Annotated in this window: 18 protein-coding genes; 2 read left to right on the top strand and 16 right to left on the bottom strand. The window is 39.4% G+C overall.

Translation table 11 applies throughout. The features are described 5' to 3' along the window. The first annotated feature begins 1 nt into the window (after position 1). On the top strand, positions 2 to 1,987 hold the full coding sequence (locus tag BN990_RS04190; protein WP_038242600.1) for an iron ABC transporter permease: 1,986 nt from the start codon (positions 2 to 4) through the stop codon (positions 1,985 to 1,987). Between the two features lie 179 nt (positions 1,988 to 2,166). Here the strand turns inward: BN990_RS04190 and BN990_RS04185 are convergent, their stop codons facing one another. From BN990_RS04185 to BN990_RS04160, 6 genes are read right to left on the bottom strand one after another with little or no spacing between them, the layout of a single operon-like run. Beyond that, entirely contained in the window at positions 2,167 to 2,934 is a 768-nt protein-coding gene (locus tag BN990_RS04185) for an IclR family transcriptional regulator (protein WP_038242598.1), read from the bottom strand. A 56-nt stretch (positions 2,935 to 2,990) separates the two neighbouring features. Next, positions 2,991 to 4,178 carry a CaiB/BaiF CoA transferase family protein gene (locus BN990_RS04180; protein ID WP_038242596.1) on the bottom strand — a complete coding sequence of 396 codons (1,188 nt, stop codon included), beginning with the start codon at positions 4,176 to 4,178 and terminating at the stop codon, positions 2,991 to 2,993. A gap of 25 nt (positions 4,179 to 4,203) precedes the next feature. Further along, positions 4,204 to 5,403, bottom strand: a complete 1,200-nt coding sequence (locus BN990_RS04175) for an acyl-CoA dehydrogenase family protein (protein WP_038242594.1) — start codon at positions 5,401 to 5,403, stop codon at positions 4,204 to 4,206. Between the two features lie 14 nt (positions 5,404 to 5,417). Beyond that, positions 5,418 to 6,710: a TRAP transporter large permease gene (locus tag BN990_RS04170; RefSeq protein WP_038242593.1), complete on the bottom strand. Its 1,293-nt coding sequence runs from the start codon at positions 6,708 to 6,710 to the stop codon at positions 5,418 to 5,420. After that, positions 6,707 to 7,240, bottom strand: coding sequence for a TRAP transporter small permease (locus BN990_RS21485; protein WP_051739016.1), 534 nt, complete (start codon positions 7,238 to 7,240; stop codon positions 6,707 to 6,709). Before BN990_RS21485 ends, BN990_RS04170 begins: the two co-directional genes overlap by 4 nt. A gap of 49 nt (positions 7,241 to 7,289) precedes the next feature. Beyond that, positions 7,290 to 8,333, bottom strand: coding sequence for a TRAP transporter substrate-binding protein (locus tag BN990_RS04160; RefSeq protein WP_038242592.1), 1,044 nt, complete (start codon positions 8,331 to 8,333; stop codon positions 7,290 to 7,292). 292 nt (positions 8,334 to 8,625) lie between these two features. On the opposite strand from BN990_RS04160, the gene BN990_RS04155 reads away from it, so the two are divergent. After that, positions 8,626 to 9,534, top strand: a complete 909-nt coding sequence (locus BN990_RS04155) for an endonuclease/exonuclease/phosphatase family protein (RefSeq protein WP_051739015.1) — start codon at positions 8,626 to 8,628, stop codon at positions 9,532 to 9,534. A gap of 58 nt (positions 9,535 to 9,592) precedes the next feature. On the opposite strand, the gene BN990_RS04150 is transcribed toward BN990_RS04155, so the two are convergent. The 10 genes from BN990_RS04150 to BN990_RS04105 form a co-directional block, all read right to left on the bottom strand. After that, entirely contained in the window at positions 9,593 to 11,812 is a 2,220-nt protein-coding gene (locus BN990_RS04150; protein ID WP_238323666.1) for a beta-N-acetylhexosaminidase family protein, read from the bottom strand. A gap of 142 nt (positions 11,813 to 11,954) precedes the next feature. Then, positions 11,955 to 13,154, bottom strand: coding sequence for an MFS transporter (locus BN990_RS04145; RefSeq protein WP_038242589.1), 1,200 nt, complete (start codon positions 13,152 to 13,154; stop codon positions 11,955 to 11,957). A 7-nt stretch (positions 13,155 to 13,161) separates the two neighbouring features. After that, complete coding sequence (locus BN990_RS04140) at positions 13,162 to 13,593, bottom strand: MarR family winged helix-turn-helix transcriptional regulator (protein ID WP_021289513.1); 432 nt, start codon at positions 13,591 to 13,593, stop codon at positions 13,162 to 13,164. A 244-nt stretch (positions 13,594 to 13,837) separates the two neighbouring features. Beyond that, positions 13,838 to 14,863 (bottom strand): C40 family peptidase, encoded by a 1,026-nt coding sequence (locus tag BN990_RS04135; RefSeq protein WP_038244877.1) that lies wholly within the window; start codon positions 14,861 to 14,863, stop codon positions 13,838 to 13,840. Positions 14,864 to 14,908: 45 nt separating this feature from the next. Next, complete coding sequence (locus BN990_RS04130) at positions 14,909 to 15,979, bottom strand: dipeptide epimerase (protein WP_038242588.1); 1,071 nt, start codon at positions 15,977 to 15,979, stop codon at positions 14,909 to 14,911. Between the two features lie 79 nt (positions 15,980 to 16,058). Beyond that, the gene (locus BN990_RS04125; RefSeq protein ID WP_038242585.1) at positions 16,059 to 17,219 is read right to left on the bottom strand and encodes a DUF819 family protein; all 1,161 of its coding nucleotides are present in this window, start codon (positions 17,217 to 17,219) and stop codon (positions 16,059 to 16,061) included. 204 nt (positions 17,220 to 17,423) lie between these two features. Continuing rightward, positions 17,424 to 17,747 carry a DUF3870 domain-containing protein gene (locus BN990_RS04120; RefSeq protein WP_038242575.1) on the bottom strand — a complete coding sequence of 108 codons (324 nt, stop codon included), beginning with the start codon at positions 17,745 to 17,747 and terminating at the stop codon, positions 17,424 to 17,426. A gap of 228 nt (positions 17,748 to 17,975) precedes the next feature. Further along, on the bottom strand, positions 17,976 to 18,704 hold the full coding sequence (locus BN990_RS21480) for an HAD-IA family hydrolase (protein ID WP_051739014.1): 729 nt from the start codon (positions 18,702 to 18,704) through the stop codon (positions 17,976 to 17,978). Positions 18,705 to 19,055: 351 nt separating this feature from the next. Beyond that, on the bottom strand, positions 19,056 to 20,513 hold the full coding sequence (gene nhaC / locus BN990_RS04110) for a Na+/H+ antiporter NhaC (protein WP_021289519.1): 1,458 nt from the start codon (positions 20,511 to 20,513) through the stop codon (positions 19,056 to 19,058). Positions 20,514 to 20,647: 134 nt separating this feature from the next. Next, positions 20,648 to 21,298: a GNAT family N-acetyltransferase gene (locus BN990_RS04105; protein WP_038244868.1), complete on the bottom strand. Its 651-nt coding sequence runs from the start codon at positions 21,296 to 21,298 to the stop codon at positions 20,648 to 20,650. Positions 21,299 to 21,369 lie beyond the last annotated feature (71 nt).

Genomic DNA, 21,369 nt, shown 5'->3' with positions numbered 1-21,369 from the left:
TATGAAGGTAAAACCAATCCTTTTCATATTCGGATGTTTTCTGTTATTTCTTGTCCTTGGATTGATTCACTTAAGCCAAGGGCAAGCCTCTTCGGGCTTTATTACGTTTTGGTTAGACGTGTGGAATAATGATCAGGAATTAAGCTTTTTATTATATAATCGTATGCCTCGATTTGTAATTGGCTGCTTAGCAGGAGCAGCATTAGCTGTTGCAGGGATGTTATTACAAACAATGACGAAAAACCCACTTGCCAGTGCGAGTACCTTAGGTATCCATGCAGGGGCATATTTTTTTGTCGTATTATTCACGATTTTCTTCCCTTCCATTAGCGGTGGCTACCCGATTATCGTGACGATGGCAGGAGGAATTGCGGCAGCATTAAGTGTCACCTTTTTAGTTGGCAAATCTTTAGACCCTGTGCGTATCGCATTAACGGGGCTCATTGTAACCATGCTTTTTTCGTCATTCACAAGTGCATTACAATTATTGTATGAGAATGAAGTGTCTGGATTATTTTTATGGGGTTCTGGAACATTATTACAATTGGACTGGAGTGGGGTCCAATTTGCTACTCCATGGATAATTGGTACATTAGTGGTTGCTATCTTAGTCAGTCGCCGCTTCGACATCTTATTGCTTGGCGATGAAGTTGCTATTGGCCTTGGTCAGAATATTACGTTGAGTAAAGCATTTGGTTGGGTTATCGCTATCTTATTAGCATCGGTTACCGTCACCGTAGTAGGACCAATTGGATTTGTTGGTATTATTGCACCACATTTAGTCCGATTAATGGGATTTCAAACACATCGAACGATGATAATTGCCAACGTACTTGTAGGTGCTAGTTTACTCATCAGTGCAGATATTTTCGTACGTATCATTTCTGATTTGTCAGAGTTACCCGTAGGTGCCATGACGGCAATTATTGGTGCTCCATGGCTCGTATATTTAGCACTAAAGATGAGCACTCAAACGCGCTCCTCTGGAAATGCATTAGAAGGGAAAGAAAGAATTGAGCGTGATCGAAGGAAAATCTTCTACCCAATTTTATCGCTTGGTATCTTGATACTCGTTGTCATTAGCTTATCGTTTGGGGGGACAAGTTTTACTAATTTGCTCGCGTTACCACAGGAGCTTATGTACAATAGTTATGTTTGGGATTTTCGAGTCCCACGAGTAGTAGTAAGCTTTGCTGTTGGTATGATGATGGCTGCAAGTGGTTTACTTATGCAAACCGTCCTACGAAATCCGTTAGCCGATGCATCTGTTTTGGGGATTACCTCTGGTGCTAGTGTCATTGCTATGCTGTTTATCGTAGTATTTCCTCAAGCTCCATTTATTTTTGTTCCAATTGGTGCATTGCTAGGAGCCCTATTAACAATGGTAATTGTGTTAATCATTAGCTCAAAAAGCGGATTCCAGCCGATGATTCTCTTATTAATGGGAATCGCCATGTCAGCAGTTGGTGCTGCACTTATTCAAATTTTACTCGTGCGAGCGAATGTCCACGCTTCCCAAGCTTTAACCTGGCTGTCTGGAAGTACGTATGGAATGAGTTGGGATGACTTGGTGATGGCTTTGCTTGCGGTTATATTGATTATCCCAATTATTATCTGGCTAGCTAAACCATTCGAGATTCTATCCTTTGGCGATGAAATTTCGATTGGATTAGGTGTTCGTACAAGCCGTATGCGATTACTTATGATTGTTTTAGGAGTCGTATTATCTGCAATTAGTGTATCCATTGTTGGAGCAATTGGTTTTGTCGGATTACTCGCACCACATATTGCCAGACAATTGGTTGGACCAAAGTTATTGCAGCTACTTCCATTAACTTTAGTCATAGGCGGCTTACTGTTGCTTTCCGCTGACTTTTTTGGAAGGCTATTGCTTGCCCCGAAGGAAATTCCAGCAGGTATCATTGTCTCGCTGATTGGCGCACCTTATCTCCTTTATCTATTAAAGAAGACAAATCGAGTAAAATAAATAAAGGGTTGCCTCAAAGTTTTAAACGCTTTTGGGGCAACCTTTTTTGTTATACAGAGCCGAAATCTTATTCCTACTTTACTTACTTTTGTACAATCTGAATCAGGTTAACGCATGTATCATCGTAAATAGCTATAGTGGTATCTACCGCTTAGTTGATAAGCAATGGAATCGGCTGCCTATTTACGATAGCCTAACACATGAGAGATTGCCTCTGCCTGTTGTTTTATTCGATATCCTAATAAATTCTTTTCCTCAGGATTATACGCTAGAAAGAAACGAATCGGAATGACACAAGTGATACAGCCAATTACGTTTTGAGAGGCATCAAATAATGGAGCTGCTGTACCAGATGCACCGTCTAACCGCTCCCCATAAGTAGTTAAATATCCCTGTTTGTGGACTAGTTGAAGTTCTTCATACAATTGCTTCTTCTGTTCTATTGAAACCTGCTCCTTTTCCAACACGGACTCGATCACTTCATCCTCAAGATATGCAAGCACAGATTTGCCGCTTGCTGCGAAGTGAATAGGCTGTAAGCTTCCCAATTCTAATACGTATTTTAAAGGGTTATGACTATGAATCCCCTCTACAAAGGAAATCTTTTTACTCGCTGAATGGTAAAGCCCTAAATAAACCGATTCGTCAAATTGGGTTGAGACATCTTGCATAAATGGTCTAGCAATATTTTTAATATCAATATCCGAAGAGATAATCGAAGCAATTCGGATAAATTCCGAACCTATACGATATTTCCCGGTTTGTGGTGAAACTTCCAAAATATTTTCTTCTCGAAGTGTTTTTAAATTCCGATGTAATGAGCTAACCGGTATATCTAAATACCGGGATAATTCATTGACTCCCCAATCTAATTTCACGTCTGAGAAAGCCCTAAGGATAGCAAATGCTTTTGAAATCACATTTGAATTATACGTACGGTCCTTCATCTAATTTGTCCCCCACTCATTTTCCAGTCTTCTCTTTAGGGACATTATAGCATAGGTTAAATAACCCCTTCTTCCCCCAACTGTTTAATCTCTTCCACAGATAATCCCAGTTCATCTTGGAGAAAAGTTTCTGTATGTTCTCCGAGTAACGGGGGATGCTTTTCGATCGTTATAGACATGTTGGAAAACTTTAATGGATTACGAACTAGGGGAACACTCCCCAATGTAGGATGATCCACTTTCTCTACCATCTTTCTTGCCTGAACCTGTGGATGTTGAAACACTTCTTCTACGTTATTAACAGGACCAGAAGGAACACCAGCATCTGATAATAACGCAAACCACGTTTCGGCGGTTTTCAGAACCATGACCGCATCCAAAAGCTCTGTCAGTACATTACGATTATCTACTCTACTTGCATTCGTCTTAAACCGAGAATCCTCTGCCCATTCGGGATGTCCTACCACCTGACAAAATTTCACAAACTGTTGATCATTACCACAAGCAACCATGAGTGGTTTATCCTCACATTGAAAAACTTGATATGGTACAATATTATTATGCGTATTACCCATTCGTTTAGACCGATGTCCCTTCATTAAGTAGCTACTAGCCACATTTGCTAACGAACTTACTTGTACATCTAATAAAGAAATATCAATATGGTCTCCTTCACCGTATAGGTCACGTGCACGAAGGGCAGCAAGGATACTAATTGCTGTGTATAGAGAACTCATCATATCGACGACAGGTAAACCAACACGGGTTGCTTCGCCGTCCGGATCACCTGTGACATCCATGAGACCACCCACAGCTTGAAGAACTGGATCAAACCCGGGTTCTTGTGCAAATGGTCCCGTCTGTCCATATCCTGTTACAGAACATAGAATAATTGTAGGATTCCATTGCTTCAACTGTTTAAAACCCAATCCTAGTCGTTCCATTGTTCCCGTTTTAAAATTTTCTAAGACCACATCTGCTTGAGCAACCATTTTTTGAAATAACGCTCTTCCTTCTGTTTTTTTCAAATTTAACGTTATCGCACGTTTATTTCGGTTCGCTGAGAAATAATACGTACTTTGATCCTTAACAAAAGGAGACCAGTCACGAATACTATCTGTACCATGCGGAGCCTCTACACGCACCACATCTGCACCTAAATCTCCTAGAATCATCGAACCACCTGGTCCAGCAAATACCCTAGACAAATCCAATATTCTAATACCCTTTAAAGCTTGGCGCATTTTCCTCGACTCCTTCCTGTTTAAATTAAAAGTCACTTGCTAATGCAAATTTTCTCGGGATCCTATGACGATTGGCATCCTTAATTCCCAGTGCATCTTCAGCAATCAGAATTCGTTGTACATTCGGTGCACCTTCTCCCATATGCAGCATATTGGCATAATTCATATACTTCATAATCGGGTATTCATCGGTTAAGGCATAACCACCAAAAATTTCATATGCTGCTCGTGATGCTTTTGTTGCAGTAAGCGAAGCAAAATATTTAGAATGCGAACTTTCCCTGGTTGCAGTATCCCCTTTATCTTTTAAATAGGCGCTTTTATATAACAACATCCGAGCTGCTTCAATTTCTACTGTCATATCAGCAATCAGATGCTGAATCATTTGGTAGTTGCCTATTGGCTGCCCTTTTAGTTCGCGTTGATTTGCATACGCAATGGATTCCTCCAAGCATCCTTGTGCAATACCAATTAACCGAGCAGGTACGGTTAATCGGCCATAATCTAACGCATTCATTGCAATTTTGAAGCCTTGACCTTCTTTACCTAATAAATTTTCTTTAGGAATGCGGTAATCTTCGAAAAAGACCTCACAGCTTCGTGTCATATAACCGAGACTGCTCATTTCAATTGGTTGTGCCATAAATCCTGGCCGATCCGTTTCGATAATGAAAGCAGAAATTCCACGATGTCCAGCTTTAGGATCTGTTTTTGCAAATAATACGCCATAATCAGCTTCATTTGCGAAAGTAATAAACACCTTCGATCCATTAATGACATAATCATCTCCAACTTTTTCGGCAGTAGTCTTCATTGCTCCAGCAGCATCGGACCCACCACCTGCTTCAGTTAAAGCGAACATGCCAATTTTTTTCGCTGTGATTAAATCTGGAACATACCGATTCACTTGCTCGGAAGTTCCCCAATTAAGAATGGTGAAGGGACAAGTCATCGCTTGCATATTGAAGGCATAGCCTAAGGCAGGATGCGCTTTGGAAATTTCTTCACAGATAATTGCAAGATTCATAAACCCAAGTTCAGTTCCCCCAACCGATTCCGGGAAACACGTGCCAAAATAACCCTGCTCCCCCATTTTTCGTAATATGCTATAAGGAAATTTTTGATTTAACTCATATTCCTTAATTACAGGCTGTATTTCGTTCTTCGCAAATGCCCGCACCGCTTGTTGAATCGCAGTATTCTCTTCTGATAATTGAAAATCCATGCTTCCATCTCCTTTTAATTATTCATCGTTTCGGGTAACCAAGTTGCTATTTCTGGAATACCCATTAATAACAGTAAAATGATTAAATCTGTTACAACAAACCAAATCACCCCTTTAAAGCTTTCCGTTGTTTTCACTCCTGCCGCACCTGAAGCAACGAAAACATTCATTCCAACTGGAGGTGTCACTAAACCAATTTCCGCTGCTTTTGTGACAAGTATTCCAAACCAGATCGGATTGAAACCTAAAGCTATTACAATTGGAAACGTAATGGGTACCATCAAGATCAAAATCGCCATTTGATCTAGAAAGAAACCTAAGACGAGAAATACGGCAACAATAATACTTAAAATCACATACCTAGAAACGTCTAAACCTTCAATATAAGTTACTAAGTTTTGTGTAGCACCTGTAATCGTTAAGAAGTACCCAAAGATCATCGCGCCGATAATTATTGTTAATATCATAGTCGTTGATTTCAATGTCTCCAGCAGCACTTTATTACAAGATTTGAGTGAAAAACGCCGCATGAAAATCGCAAGTAAAAGCACAGTAAATGCTCCAACTGCCCCTGCCTCCGTTGGGGTAATTACTCCGGTATAAATAGCTCCAACCACCACAAATATTAATAGAAGGACTGGCCAAGTATATTTTATCGATTGAAATCGTACTAACATTGTCGGCTTATCTTCAATGGTCGGTGCATCCTCTGGTTTGATTTTGACCCAGATTAGGATAGTAACAATATAACCAATAGCAGTCAGAATGCCAGGTATGATTCCCGCAATTAGCAATGTCGCTACACCAACTTCAGAAAGAATGCCGTACATGATTAATATAATACTTGGTGGAATCATCACTGCTAATGTCCCCGAAATACTGACAACTCCCATGGCAAATGGTGTGCTGTACTTATATCGCTTCATTTCTGGATAAGCAGCAGAAGCCATCGTTGCAGCAGAAGCAGTAGACGACCCACTCGTTGCCCCCATTCCTGCTCCGGCAAACACCGTCGCAATTCCTAAACCTCCTGGGAGATTTCCCAACCATTGATGAGCGGAATAAAATAAATCCTTTGTCAAGCCTGTTACAGTCATAATCGCCGCCATTAGGATAAACATCGGAATAGCACTTAGTACAAAGCTTTCTACACTGTCATAAGGTGCTGTTTGTATCACACCAAAGAAGGCCTGCCACCCTTCATTAATAATCAAACCTATGGAACCAGCAATTCCTAGAGCAAGAGCGATTGGCATTCCAAATAGGAGAAAGAAGATTAGTAGCAAGATAGGAAGCACTATCGTCATATCACATCCTCCTTCTTTACTATGAATTGCCTCTTTTTCTTTCCAAGCAAGAGAAGCAGTGACTGGCTAAACTGGAGCATTAAACGACAGGTAAAGAGATAAGCACCAACAGGAACCCAAATATAAGAAAGCCATACAGGCCAAGCAATCAACCCCGTACTAACAACTTGATTGCTCCATGCTTCATATGTCATCACCATTCCTTGGTACCCAATCGCGAAAATAAACGCTGCCCCTAGTAATTGAAAGAGAGTGTTAAATATTTCTGTTACACTTGCAGGAATCCGATCAATTAATACATCCAGCTTAATATGTCCGTCTAGTTTTGCAACATAGCTCATACTCAAAAAAATTACCGCGATCATTAAATATCTTTCTGTAAATTCATAAATTCCAATTATGGATTGGCCAAATACATATCGACTGGCTGCATCAGCAGCGATTAGAATCATCATGATGACAAGTGCTGTTTGAGATAAAATTACAAATATACGTTCTATCTTTTCAAATATATGGTGCAATTGTTTCATCACATTCACCCCTCTTTGAAAATACCCAAGCCTAGAGAATCATAAGAGCCTAGTTACCCAAATTTTGTTTTATTTCTTCAAATCGTTGCAGTACTTCATGCCCTGCATAGCCTCGAGCTTCTAATGCATTCGCCCAATCATCCCATGTCTTTTGTATCTCCTCGTTTAAGTTTCCTAAGGTTTCACCATCTAGCTCATACATATCCATTCCTTCCTGTTCAAAAGTCTGAGTTAATTCTTCCACATGATCGTCTAAGTAAGTAGAAAAATGTTGCATCGTTTCCTCTCCAGCTTGCAACATTGCTTCTTGAACAAAATACGGTAGTTTTTGATAGACCACCTCATTTATTGAGTAAGTGGCAATAAAACTCCCCATATTCGCATTTGTAGTAGAATATTTGGCTGCCTTTTGTAATTGATAAGGCTGATAGCTTGTTACCGCTAGCATTGCCCCATCAATTGTCCCCCGTTCAATTGCTGTATAAATTTCTGGTGCTGCCATTGCAACAGGGGATGCTCCAATTTCATTGGTCGCTACTTCAATGGGTCCTCCAGATGTACGCAATTTTAAACCCCGTATGTCTGCTAAACGCTTGATCTTTTTATTTGTCGTTATAATTTGATATTTTGGCAATGTCACTGCGAACATCGGTCGCACACCATTTGATAAGTAGGATTCTTCCAATAAATATTGGTCCACTAATTTCCAGTACATTTTTGTCCCCTTTACAGAAGATGGAATCGCACCAGGTAATGCAGCAACTTCAGTCAGTGGCATTTCTTCTGTGGCATAAGATGTATAAGCTATATCAACGGTGTTCGATTTGGTTAATTCTAATAAACTACTTGCCTTTCCGAGCTGTTCGGATGGAAAATATTCAAATTCTACCTTCCCATCCGTAAGTTCTTTCACCCGATTCATCCAATAAACAATGCCTTCCTTCGAAATAAAATTGGTTGATGGTACCGAATCAGCAACTTTTAAAGTAATCTTTTCATCTGGCAACTTTCCCGTTGCGTCAGTCACCGAATTACTACAGCTACTCATCAATAATAAACAGATAGCTAAAAATAAAAACCAACTTCTCTGCATAGCAAGCTCCTCCAATTAAAGAATAATGTTCTAAACTCCACCTCTTGTTAACGCTTACATTTTATCGATTATTTGAATACTATTCCATTATAGCGAATAATAACACACCACCAGTTATTGGTCAATAAAGAAATTTCCGAATATTTAAATCCATCTAGGCACCTATAGATCTATTAAAAAAGATTATAATTTTGATTTCAAATAACCTTTATATAAATTAAATCTATTTTAATTAATAGTTAACAATAGATATATATACTTAACCTAGTGAATAACAAAGGAGGAATTTGAGTTGAAAAAAGCATTATATCCTATTTTATTGGTAATGATTGTAATTATGTTGGTAGATAGTACCTTAATAGGACCTTCAAATGTGTTAGCATCTGAAAAATCTGGACAATCCACGAAGGTAGATTTAAAGATTATGACCTATAATTTAAGGTATTTAAATGACAGCGATCCTTCCCCACATACCTGGGAGGAGAGACTCCCTGCCATTAAAAAACTTATTCGTAGAGAAAGACCGGATATCATTGGGACGCAAGAAGTTTTATATCAGCAGCTTACTGATCTTAAACAAAGTCTAAAACATTACGACTGGATTGGTTTGGGACGTGAAGGTGGAAGCAATGGAGAATACGCAGCTATATTTTATGACAAAAAGCAATATTCTCCTATCGAATATGATCACTTCTGGTTATCAGATACACCAGAGGTGATCGGTTCCAAAACTTGGGGGAATAATATTCCACGGATGGTAACTTGGGCAAAATTTGTTGATAAAAAGAGCAAGCAAAGCTTCTATGTGGTCAATACGCATTTCGATCATGAATCTGCAAATGCTAGAGAGAAGAGTGCAGCGTTAATCATGAAGAAAATCAATAATTTTGATGAATCTCTACCTATTTTCTTAACAGGAGATTTTAATACAAGCCCTGATAGCATTCCACACCAGACACTAACAAGTGAGGGAGCATTTAGTGACTTGTGGGATACTGCAAAATTTAGATTTAATGAAAAGCTTGGTACTTTTAATGGATTCGATGATCCAACTGGTGGCGGTCCAGATAATCGAATTGACTGGATACTTGGAAAAGGAAATATTTATACACATAAAATTAAGATTTTCGATGACAGTAAAAATGGACAATTCCCAAGTGATCATTACCCAGTAATGGCGGATGTCATTTTATCCTACTAAACTAGCAAGAGGTGCAGTCCTTGTTTAAAAAGGGACTGCACCTCTCTTTAGCAACAACCTATTTCGGTATCGTAATCATCACTCGATCATCCTTAATCTCAACTTCAGCTCCCATTAATGCATTTTCCCTTAACCAGTCACTCCCATGGATACTAAGAACATAACCGTTATCAGGGATGTCTGAATTATTTCCACCCCTTTTTACCACTTCTCCATCTACAACCGTTACCTCATAACCGTATATATTCGTGCCTGTAGTATCACCATGCTCGGGTGTATATTGGATTAATTGATTAGCACCACGACTTTGATTCACACCATCTAATGGTCTTGAAAGAACATATTCCCCATACAATGCTTGGATTAGAAATGGATCAAATACAAACTCTCCCATTTTTTGAGGAATTTCTTCCAATCTATCTAACAATGATTGTAATTTTTCTCGGTGCTTCGCTGCCTCTTCCTCATTGCCTTCTCTCTCATTTAAAAGTAGATGTACTGCCTCCACACCTGCTTCTCCATACAATGCTAGTTTATCTAAATAGGGACTAATTTCTCCTAAGAATTGCTGATTATTGAGATGATTTCTTAGGTTTTCAGGTGTTGTTTGCAGCTTCTGAAACTCATGTATCAATGTGCTCGCTACTTTACTTATATCTCCGTCTGATTCGTAGACATCCCAAAACCGTTTAATAAGCGGTTTAATCGTAAGTGATTCCTTATCACTAAGGCGAGAGGAATAAGCATTCTCGGCGAAAGTCTTCACATAAGCAGCAGCATCCCCTCCGAAATCCTGAACACTGTTTTCCCAAGATGTCTCTGGGTCATAATGATACGGATTCCACGTATAATCAGCGATCGTATATAGTGGTATTTTGGATGCTTCCGCTTCATTCATCGGATTTGCGATTAATCCAGTGACACCATTTTCTGTTAGATCGCTATCTCTATTAACTAGTGGTCCTAGAAATAAGCGATTACGATCAAAATCATTTACTGGATAGTTGTCCCATAGTAATAGCTCATGACCAAAAATTTCAGATACTTGGCTTGCCCCTTCAGATGTAATTGATTCAGATACAACATTTGGACCTGTCCACATAACAACAATATCTTCATTCGTTAATGCAGCGAATCGTTCCCTGTACGTATTTGTGTGTGTACCGGCATAATCTGTTGGCACCGTTATTAACGCATTGGCACCTTCATGTGTATCAATAAACGCTTCTTCAAAACGATTTAATAAATAAGCTTGAGCAGCTGCAGTTGGATTCGGGTCATCACCGAACATTTCCTTATCCTGATCACAGTGAAGTTCATAACTAATATCATCTAAAAAAATAGCATAGGAACGAACACCTAAATCCCATACCGTTTCCATTTTATTCATAAGCAATTCAAAATCTTCGTCTCCAGAGTAGCATACGGTATTTCCTGGAGATAAGGAAAAGGTAAAATCAACATGATTTTCCTTCGATTGATCCACCAATTCTTGTAGTTCCTTCAACTTCTCTTCTGGATAAGGTTCACGCCAATCTTCTCGATGGTATGGGTCATCCTTCGGAGCATAAATATAAGAATTCAACTTGTTATCTCCATAAAATTCAATTTGACTCAAACGATCTTCATGAGACCATGGAGGTCCATAAAATCCTTCAATGGACCCACGTAACGGCATTTCCGGCCAGTCAATAATTGCTACACTAGGAACCCAATTTCTCCCTGGCCGCTCTTGGATAAGCTGTTCAAATGTTTGTGTTGCATAATACGTGCCTGTTTTGTCTTTCCCTGCTAACACCATTAATTTCTTATCTGCATTTGTAGCAAGGACATAACCGTCATCCTTTATGGTTGTTGGTTGTTTCATATCCAAGTTTTTCAGTATTTGACTCGAGTTTTCATTTTCAGAAGGTCCACCAAGAAAGATGGTTGTTGGTGTATGTGGCTTGTCTCCTATATGTTCTTTTATCACAATACGCTTCACATCATTATTTTTTAATGTTTTCTTCAAATGCTGTAATGCTTTTTCATCTGTATCGTCCCCAACTACGATTCCCACAACCGGCGTCAATGGAAAGCCATTACCTGTTACCTGTAGATGCTGTGGCTTCGGGTTAACGGTTATTTCACTTTCTTCTTCAGCTTGAACAACATTTGACTTGTTAAGCATCATCGACGCGACAACGAACATCATCAGTACAAACATCATCAACCAGTTTTTCCATACACTAGCACTTCTACTTTTCGAATGAGAATACAATTCATCACCTTCCTCCAATATTAAAACGCTTTCATTTATGCTAGCACTCTCTTTATTCTCCTGTCTATGCATCCATGGTTTGATTTTTTACAATTTTCAACATATTATTTCTAAACAATAAGAGACGCCCATGAAGGCGTCTCCCCTGATAAGATAGATCTTATTCCCTTGCAGCTGCAGTATGTGCTTGCAACAGTCCTTTATCCTTTCTACCATGCGCAAAGTAATAGACCATCAAGCCTACGATCACTAGTCCAGTAAGCGTCACATACATTCCCCTGTATCCAGATATCGGAACTAAATAACCTAATACAAAAGGACCAACACCTAAACCAAGATCCAAACCGATAAAATACGTGGAATTTGCCAATCCCATGCGATGCTTCGGTGTTACCTTTATAGCAAGGGCTTGCGCCGTTGATTGGAAATTACCATAACCAAGCCCTATAATTGCTGCAGCGAGTAGTAGAGCCCAACCTGTTGTTGCCTGACTAAGAACAAGCATTCCAATTGCAAATAAAAGGAGTCCAGGATATGCTACACTGTTTCCTCCCATACGATCCATTAATGGTCCAGTGATTGGACGTGTTAACAGGATAATAACAGCATATACAAGGAAATAAAAACTACCCGCCTCGACCAAATCGATATCTGCAGCATAACCAGTAATAAATGATAGAATACCAGAATACGCAAAAGCTGCAACAAACATGGCAATGGAAACCGGTAATGCATTTAATTCAAAGAAATTAGACAGCTTGAACCCTTTACTTTCTGTTTCCACAGGTTCTTGCACCATTGGTACTTTCACCATAAGTCCAAGTAGAAAGCTGATAACCGCCATTACGAGTGAAAACACAAAGATACTTGAATACCCACTGGAGGCAACAAGTGCCACGCCAATCAATGGTCCAATTGCTGTTGCTAATACAACACTCATACTGAAATAACCAATTCCCTCCCCATTTCTAGTTGGAGGAATGACCTGTGCAACAATTGTACCTGTTGCCGTTGTCGCCATTCCTAAGCAAATACCTTGTAACAGCCGGAGGATAATTAGTGGGTAGATGCCTATTGGAAAAAAATAAAAAAAGGTCAAAAAAAGAAAAAGCGAACTCCCAATAATTAAGATTTTCTTACTTCCAGTTTCCTGAATCTTTTTCCCCGAAAATAATCGACCAATTAATGAACCAATAACAAAAATACTAGCAACCAATCCACCCAAACTCACAGAAGCGCCATACGTTTCCATAGAGTAGGTTGCCATCGTTACTAATAATAAATACATCGATAGCATTAAAACAAAGTTAACAATCGATACAAACACAAAATCTTTCGTCCATAATTTTTCTTTTGTCAAAAACAGTTCATCCTTTCCGATAATCTGAAATCTTACCTGAAATATGATTTAACAGACGAGCAGCTGCTACTTGTTCTTCTTCAGGTATGTCTTCTAATAAGTACTGTTGAAATTGGCTAATCTTCGCTTGAATTTGATCACAACGTTCCAGTCCTTTCTCTGTTAATTGGATCAACTTCGTTCGTTTATCCGCCCCAGAAATAGACTGAAGATAGTCAAGTTCGATTAAACGTTGCACCATTTTAGTCGTCGTTGGCTTCTCCACTTTCTGATAACTAGCTATATCACTAAGCGTTTGCTCTCCATTGTGTAAAATGAAGTGCATAATCCGCCATTGTGAACTATATAATTGAAATTCTGCCAACTCTTGATTTAATTGGTTTACATACGGTCGATAAGTTAAGTTGTATTCATGAAAAAACTGCTTATAAGGTTTCATTCTTTACCACCTTTACACATTTAATTAGTTAGGCAAACTAACTAACGAATTCTATTATACATAGTAGTTTTGGAAATGTCTATAGCATGGTCGACGTAAATATAAAAAACCCCTCAGCTTCTGCCAAGGGGACGTTCATGCTTCGCTCAGTTCACCGTTCTATTGACTAACCTCATGTAAGAGCAAATATCTTCTTCATCTGCGCGCGTTAAAACAGCTATTACAAAAAAGGGAGTGTCATTGATTATTCTTCAATGTACCTACGAATACCAGAAAGCTCTTCATAATACCCCTCTGTTGTCACTGGTATGATCTCTACATCTTTTTTCGAGTTTGGTGAATGGATCATCATGCCATCGCCAGCATACATGGCAACGTGATGCACACTCCCCTTGCCTTGATCATGAGCAAAAAATAACAGGTCTCCAGGCTGCATATCTTCATACGCTACAGGTTCACCATGTGTTGCTTGGACACTGGAATCACGCGGAATCGTAATTCCATGAGATTGATACATCGTAAAGGTAAATCCAGAACAGTCAAATCCGAAGCCACTCATGCCTGCCCATAAATAATGCAAGCCTAAGAATTGCTTCCCCGTCTCTACCAATGCTTGTCCAGTCGGTGTCGGGATGGCTTCTTGAGATTCAAAGGTTTTCGCATCTGCTTTCTTCACCCACGCATGGCTTCCATTTGGCAGCATCACCCGATATGCATGCTTGGTTTCTCCTAGATAGGGTAAGCGTGTATTGTAGCTGACCTCCATACCCTGATGTCGGAATGATGGGGTATGATATAAATGACTAGTCGGTGCATCTACCATGACAAATGCGTCATCTGCTTCATATGCAAATCTTTTTGAATACGTCAACTGTGAAACTGGCATCCATCCACTATAACCTAATTCCTCTTTCGGCGTAGGTTGTCCATCAACAGCAACCTTTACCCAGTCCCCTTCTTTTTCTAAAATAGTAACCTTATTTCCATACAGTGCCTGGGTCTCCAACATCCCATCACCAGACAGCTGCAATTCTTGTTCATACGTCATATTTTCTTTCCATTTCCAAATATCAACCGGATTACTAGCCGACGGCTGATCGACTTCCCGCAAAATATTCGGACCAGTCCAAAGGGTGGCGACTGCGACTTCCACATAAGCAGTCTCCCCTTCTTCCGCTTCAAATGCTTTCTCCAAAGACTTGTCTGCAGCATGAGATTCAACTGGGCTAACGAGTAAACACCCAATTAGTGCTAAGCCTACTATTTTCATCCACTTGATCAACATCGAACATCCTCCTTCTCTGATTCTTTGATTCTATTTTTCTGATTCATTCACTGCACCAATACCGGCACTGGATGATAGATAAAGCTTCTCTCCTTGATAGTCAATCACTTCTGCTTCCTCTACCAGCCATAATGGTGCATCTAAGTCGTAATAAATGACATTCGGATGTGCAGCAGCAAAATGTGCTGCTGCTCCAACGGAAAAGCTGGATTCCATCATGCTTCCTATCATGCATGGCATGCGGTGGACCATTGCTAAATTAGCGATACTTAGCGCATTTTGAATCCCACCACATTTCATTAATTTAATATTTAAAAGATCGGCGTAATGGCCACTGACAATTGTAAATGCATCCTGTGGAGAAAAGACGCTCTCATCTGCCATGATTGGTGTATGCACATGATCGGTAACAAATTTCAATCCATCCAGATCCTTTGCTTTTACCGGCTGTTCAATAAACTCGATTCCCGCACCGATTTTCTCCATCTTTTGGATTAATTGGACTGCCTGCTTGGGCTGCCAGCCTTGGTTCGCATCAAGCCTAAGCAACACATCAGCAGGGATCGCTTCTCTTATCGCAGTAATCCGTGTAATATCGAGCTCCGGCTTAGCACCAACTTTAATTTTTAAACGGGAATAACCAGCTTCCACCCATTTCTTCGCATCATCTGCCATCTTCGCTGGGTCATCCACCCCAACGGTCATGGATGTATAAATTGGTTGATGATCCCCTAACAATTGATATAGAGGAATAGCCAGCCATTTGCTGTATGCATCATAAAGTGCCATATCTGCGGCTGCCTTTGCACTCGTATTTCCGACGCAACTATTTTGAATTGCGGTAAGCAACGTTTGGAAATGACGAATATCTTGATGAAAGAGCGCCGTTTTAATCGGTCCTTCAAGCGCAGCCTGAATACTCTGCGCTGAATCACCAGTTATCACCCAAGTCGGTGCTGCTTCTCCTTTCCCAATCACGCCATTCGCTAAATGAATCGTTACGGTAATACTTTCAATTTCCGTTGCCGTTCGCAATGCTGTTTTGAACGGGGTATGCAGCGGAATCTCTCGGTATGAAACCTTTATATCCTCTATAAGCAACACGATTTCCTCCTTCTTTCAACCTCGTAATATAGGAATCCACTTTTATATCTAAAAATCTATTGTCATCTTATGCTCGTTAAAGTATTTCGAGAATTTTTCCTACAAACATCCCAAAATACGTACCAAGGAAAGAACCGATCAATGCCATTACAACACCGACTGGAATTAAGCTCCGGCTATAAGCAGCTGCAAGCATTGGTGCTGATGCCATTCCCCCAATATTAGCTAAGCTGGCAATCCCCAGGGTGAATAAATCGTATTTGAACAACTTTCCTAGTAACAGCATAATGGCTAAGTGAATCAACATAATTAGGAATCCAGAAATTAAATAAATTGGCGCTTGGGCAATTTGTGAAAAATCGGATTGCGAAGCGATTAAGGCTACGATGATATACAACATCACGTTCGAAACATCTAATGCCCCCGGAATTCTAGACACCCGTGTTTGTCCAAGAATCAACCCTACAATAGAAGCAATTAGAATCGTCCAGGTTGTTGAACTGAACACATCCCCTAATGCTGGTAAATGATTTCCTGCTAACGTTGCGAGTGCAGAGACAAGTAGACCAATTCCAAGTAAGTACATCATATGCTTGAATTCCGTGCCTTTCACATCATTCACGTTGTCAGCATCCTCTGCCAATCCACTGTCCATAATTGTCGTATCTGCTTTCGTCCAACGATTAAATGCACCAGCGAACGGAACCAGCCAGAACATGAACATGACCCACACAGCATAATTAATCGTATCCATCATTAACACATAACCAAAAATATTCTCTGGAACCTGTAGTATGTCTTGCAAAGCAACCATATTGGCACTTCCACCCGTCCAGCTGCCTGCAAGTGCACCAAATGCGCGCCATGTATCCGCTGCATAGAAGTGATTAAATATAAGATATACAATGGCAAAACCAAGAATAATACTGATTACCGCAACAAAATAGCCACCGAGCATGCGCGGTCCAAGTTTGATGATACTGCGAATATCACATTTCAATAGCATAATCATTAGCATCGCTGGAAGCAGCGCATTCTTCACAGTCGAATATGCAGGTGCTGTTGCTTCATTATCAAATAATCCAATTGTTTGTAAAAAGGCAGCCCCAATATAAATTAGTACAATACCTGGAATGAATTTAAAAAAGCGTTTCGAGCTAAATTTATTCTCTATTCCTACCATCAATGCTGCTAACGCTACTAAGACGGCAATATAAACAAAACCATCTGTAATCATGTTGTTTCCCCCTTTATATCAATCAACCTGTCTTACGATTTCTAATCTATTTCATGATTGGAACGAAGCCTCTCCCCCTTTATATATAAAAAGTACTCGCGTATGCTGCAGCTGTAGAATCCCTTATTACACAATCTTAATTATTTTCTGAACAAATAAAAATCCAGCCTAACAAGTCATTGTCAGGCTGGATTTCGACTAGGTTTATGTAGTCAAAGCAGCTTTTGCTTGGTTATATTTATATTTCGCGTCTTGATAGGCGACGACCAACGCTTTTTGTGATGAACCATGATATCGCTTGCGAATTGCTTCCTCGATTAACGAATCATCAATCTTCCTTCCAATAAATAAGGATTTGACAAATTGATTCGTTAATTGAACTGTTGAAGAACACTCACAATCGACAATGTCATCGGTGGTCGCATCAATTACCAGTGCCAGAAAAAATTGACTGTACTTTTTCGTAATTGGGTTATTCTGTGGTGCCTTGGCATCCCCAATTACATAGATGGAGCTGTCATTATACAATGAAAGAATCCCCTTTAGGATGCTGCAGATAATATAAGGGAACTACAAGGGAAACTTGCAGTGACTTATACCATGCATACGCTTTCTATTAAATATAGTAACATTATAATATTTTTGAAAATTTACGTCAAATACTCTCAGCAAATTACTTAATTAGATAACTATACCCGCACATAGCTCCATATAGTATGACATAAGAAGTTTTATCTAATATAAACATGCATTAGGTTAATTAGCACGCTGGAACATAGCGATAAGATCATCTAGTGAATGAAGCGTTAGATCGAATTGATCGTTAGGAAGCGGAGTTTCCGTATATTCACGTGGCAAATAAACGGTAAGGAAGCCATGAGTAGCTGCAGCACGTAAATCCCAAGGATGCGCAGAAATAAACAGCGTATGAGCTGGATCGATCCCTAGTAAGTCAATGGGCAGTTGATATGCTTCAGGTGTTGGCTTGTACGTTTGCGCAAGTTGAGTTGAAAGTAGGACATGCCAACGTAAAGCGCCGCGAGAACATACCTCCGTGATCTGTGTTAAGCTTGCGTTTGTTAACCCCACTGTTTTAACTAAATTTTCTAGTTCACTTAGCTGCCTTACCGCTTCTGGCCATGGTGTAAAGTACCTTCCAACATTGACTAGGTGTTCGAAGTTGTCACGGGTTAATGAAATTTCTTGTTCGTCCAAAACAGTGGATAGTACTTGGCGTCGAATATCATCTTGAAGCATAAAAGGAACTTCTCCTTTTATAATTTTATCTTGAAACGATTGTTGTCTCTTTTCCCATGTATTGACCACTTCCTGCGCTCGTTCTTCACCAAATCCGCTGCTTAAAAACACGCGTGTTATTTCCTGATTAGTGGTACCAACATAGTCCACAAGCGTTCCAACAATATCGAATATGATTGTATTCACATTATTAAAGGTAGTTTTTTGATTAACGTTATTGATGTCCATCGAAGCATTCCTCCCTCTTTATAAACAAATATTTAAGGAAATTCCGTGTTAACATTAATGATAGCGTTCGAAAAATGTTAATCTTGTTTATCGTGTCCAACAAAAAACAAAAATAATCCCTCATTAGTTCACAAGACCTGTTGAGGGATTATTCCTAATATAGCTCCTTCCCCCTTGATGGGGTTGGTCTATTGTTACCATTGAATGTTCCAGCATGGAACGGATTTCACTCTTCTATGAACTTTTGTCATTTGCCTGCCACCTTTGCATGATTTTCAAACCAATGATTCTGTAATTTATAGCCTAAGAATCATGCCTTTTTATACTACTAAAGCAGTTATCAACCCCAAATCACTTAACATTCTGACTTTTTTCTGTTTGTATATCTGCATCGCTTTTAAAATCCACATGCTGAACAGGGTCTGATATATTTGTCAAATATGCTAGTTTGAAATTCGTATAACCATATATCACTGCAATCATTGGACTGATTATATTTAAAAAAGCATACGGAGCATAACTGAATGCGGAAACACCTAACGTAGCAAACATAAACACCCCACACGTATTCCAAGGAACGAGCGGTGAAGTCATGGTACCTGCATCCTCCAATGTTCTCGATAGGTTTTTAGGGTGAAGATTTCTATCTTTATATACCTTCGAATACATCCTTCCTGGAATGATGATAGATAAATATTGATCACAAGCAACAACGTTCGCTGAAATACAAGTCGCAACTGTGGAAGCAATTAAACTTCCTGTTGATTTGGCAATCGAAATGATGGCTTCTACAATTACTTCCAAGCAGCCGGATTTTTCTAATAAACCACCAAACGATAGAGCGATGATAATTAATGTAATAGTATACATCATACTTTCAATCCCGCCATTATTAAGTAGATTATCTACTACTTCGATTCCGACATCTTGTGAAAACCCATAGTACATAACACTTAAAGCATTGCCCGGATCCATTCCCTGAAATAGAATAGCAAATGCCACTCCCAACAAAGAACCGATTGTAAGACCTGGAATTGCCGGCATCTTAAATAACATCATAACGATTACTGCTGCAGGCGGTATAAGCAGCCACGGTGAAATCTCGAATATTCCGCTTAACTGATCTTGTAACGCTTGTACTTGTGCAATACTTGATTGCGTTTCTGAAAATTGAAGGCCTAAAAACGTATAAATGACTAATGCAATCACTAATGCTGGAATCGTCGTATACATCATATGTTTGATATGTTCGAATAACTCCGCTCCTGTAATACCAGGCGCCATATTCGTTGTTTCTGAAAGCGGCGATACTTTATCTCCGAAATATACCCCAGATATAACGGCCCCTGCAACCATTGGTAAATCAACGCCCAGCCCTTGGCCAATCCCCATAATTGCTATACCTATCGTTCCTGCGGCTGTCCATGCATTTCCAGATGCTAAAGCTACAACACAGGAAATTATACATGCAGATGCTAAAAAATAACTCGGTGATAACAGGTCCATACCATAGTAAATCATTGTAGGAACTATACCAGCTGCTATCCATGAACCTATGATCGTACCAATTATTAATAAAATGACAACCGCTTGTAGAGACAGTCTAATCGTATCTAAAAAACTACTCTCCAATTCTTGCCAAGAATAACCTAAACAAAGGGCAACAATTGCAGCAACAATTCCACTAAACAACAGAGGTATATGAGGATCAAGCTCAAGTATAGATATACCTACGTAAAGCGCAATTATCATGAAGATAATCGGAATCATAGCCACCTTTAATGATGGTCTTTTACCCGTTTTCTTCAAACTAACCCATCCTCCCTCTATTTTTATACTATTGTCCGATCTGTAATTTCACTTGTTATTTTATACTCCTTACAATTTTAAAAAATTGTCTTTTCAGTTAATTATATTTCGTTTGAAACCCATCTTCTTTTTATTTACTTTTCCACGTAGTCGGGATTACTCCATTCCATCGTTGTTGCATACTTCAGTGATTCATGATCATCGGGCAAGTAGTTTTCGACCACCTCATGTAATACAAACCCTTTCTTGGATTGAAAGGTAAGAACAGGATCATATAATTCACCATGAATTACTTTTAATGCATAATCTTTCGCAGACATTTGCTCTGCATATTTATAGTAAAAAGGAATCCGCCCTCCAATGAAGATACTTTTTAGATTAAATTCTTTACAAATGGCTCTTCGGGCATCATACAAACGTTGACCAATTTTCATCCCTCTATAATCAGGGTGAACGCCAACTTCAATTCCATACAGATGTACCCCATGCGGATTATGATTACGAATATACCCTTCATCAGATAATACTTTATAGGAATGGTCCTCATCATAGTCATGGTAGTTAATAATTAAGCTCGATGCATTCCCGACAATTTCACCTTCGTATTCAATACAAATTTGACCTTCAGGAAAAACCTCCAATTGACTTGCAAAATGCTCCCTTTGGAGTGATATATCTGGACCGAAGCACTTATTCGATAATGCTGCGATCTCCTCCAGATCCTCATATCTTATGTTACGAACAATTAATCGCTCATCACGTTCCGTTACTTCTGCCTCATACATGGTTCGACTTCCTCTCTTTTAATTAATTATTATTTCGTGATAGCAGATTCTTCCCATATCTCTAGAAACCA

The organism is Virgibacillus salexigens (assembly GCF_000723585.1).
In the GTDB taxonomy this organism is placed as follows: domain Bacteria; phylum Bacillota; class Bacilli; order Bacillales; family Amphibacillaceae; genus Virgibacillus; species Virgibacillus salexigens.
The sequence above is the reverse complement of the archived record's forward strand: the minus strand, read 5'-3'. Positions and strand labels throughout refer to the sequence as shown.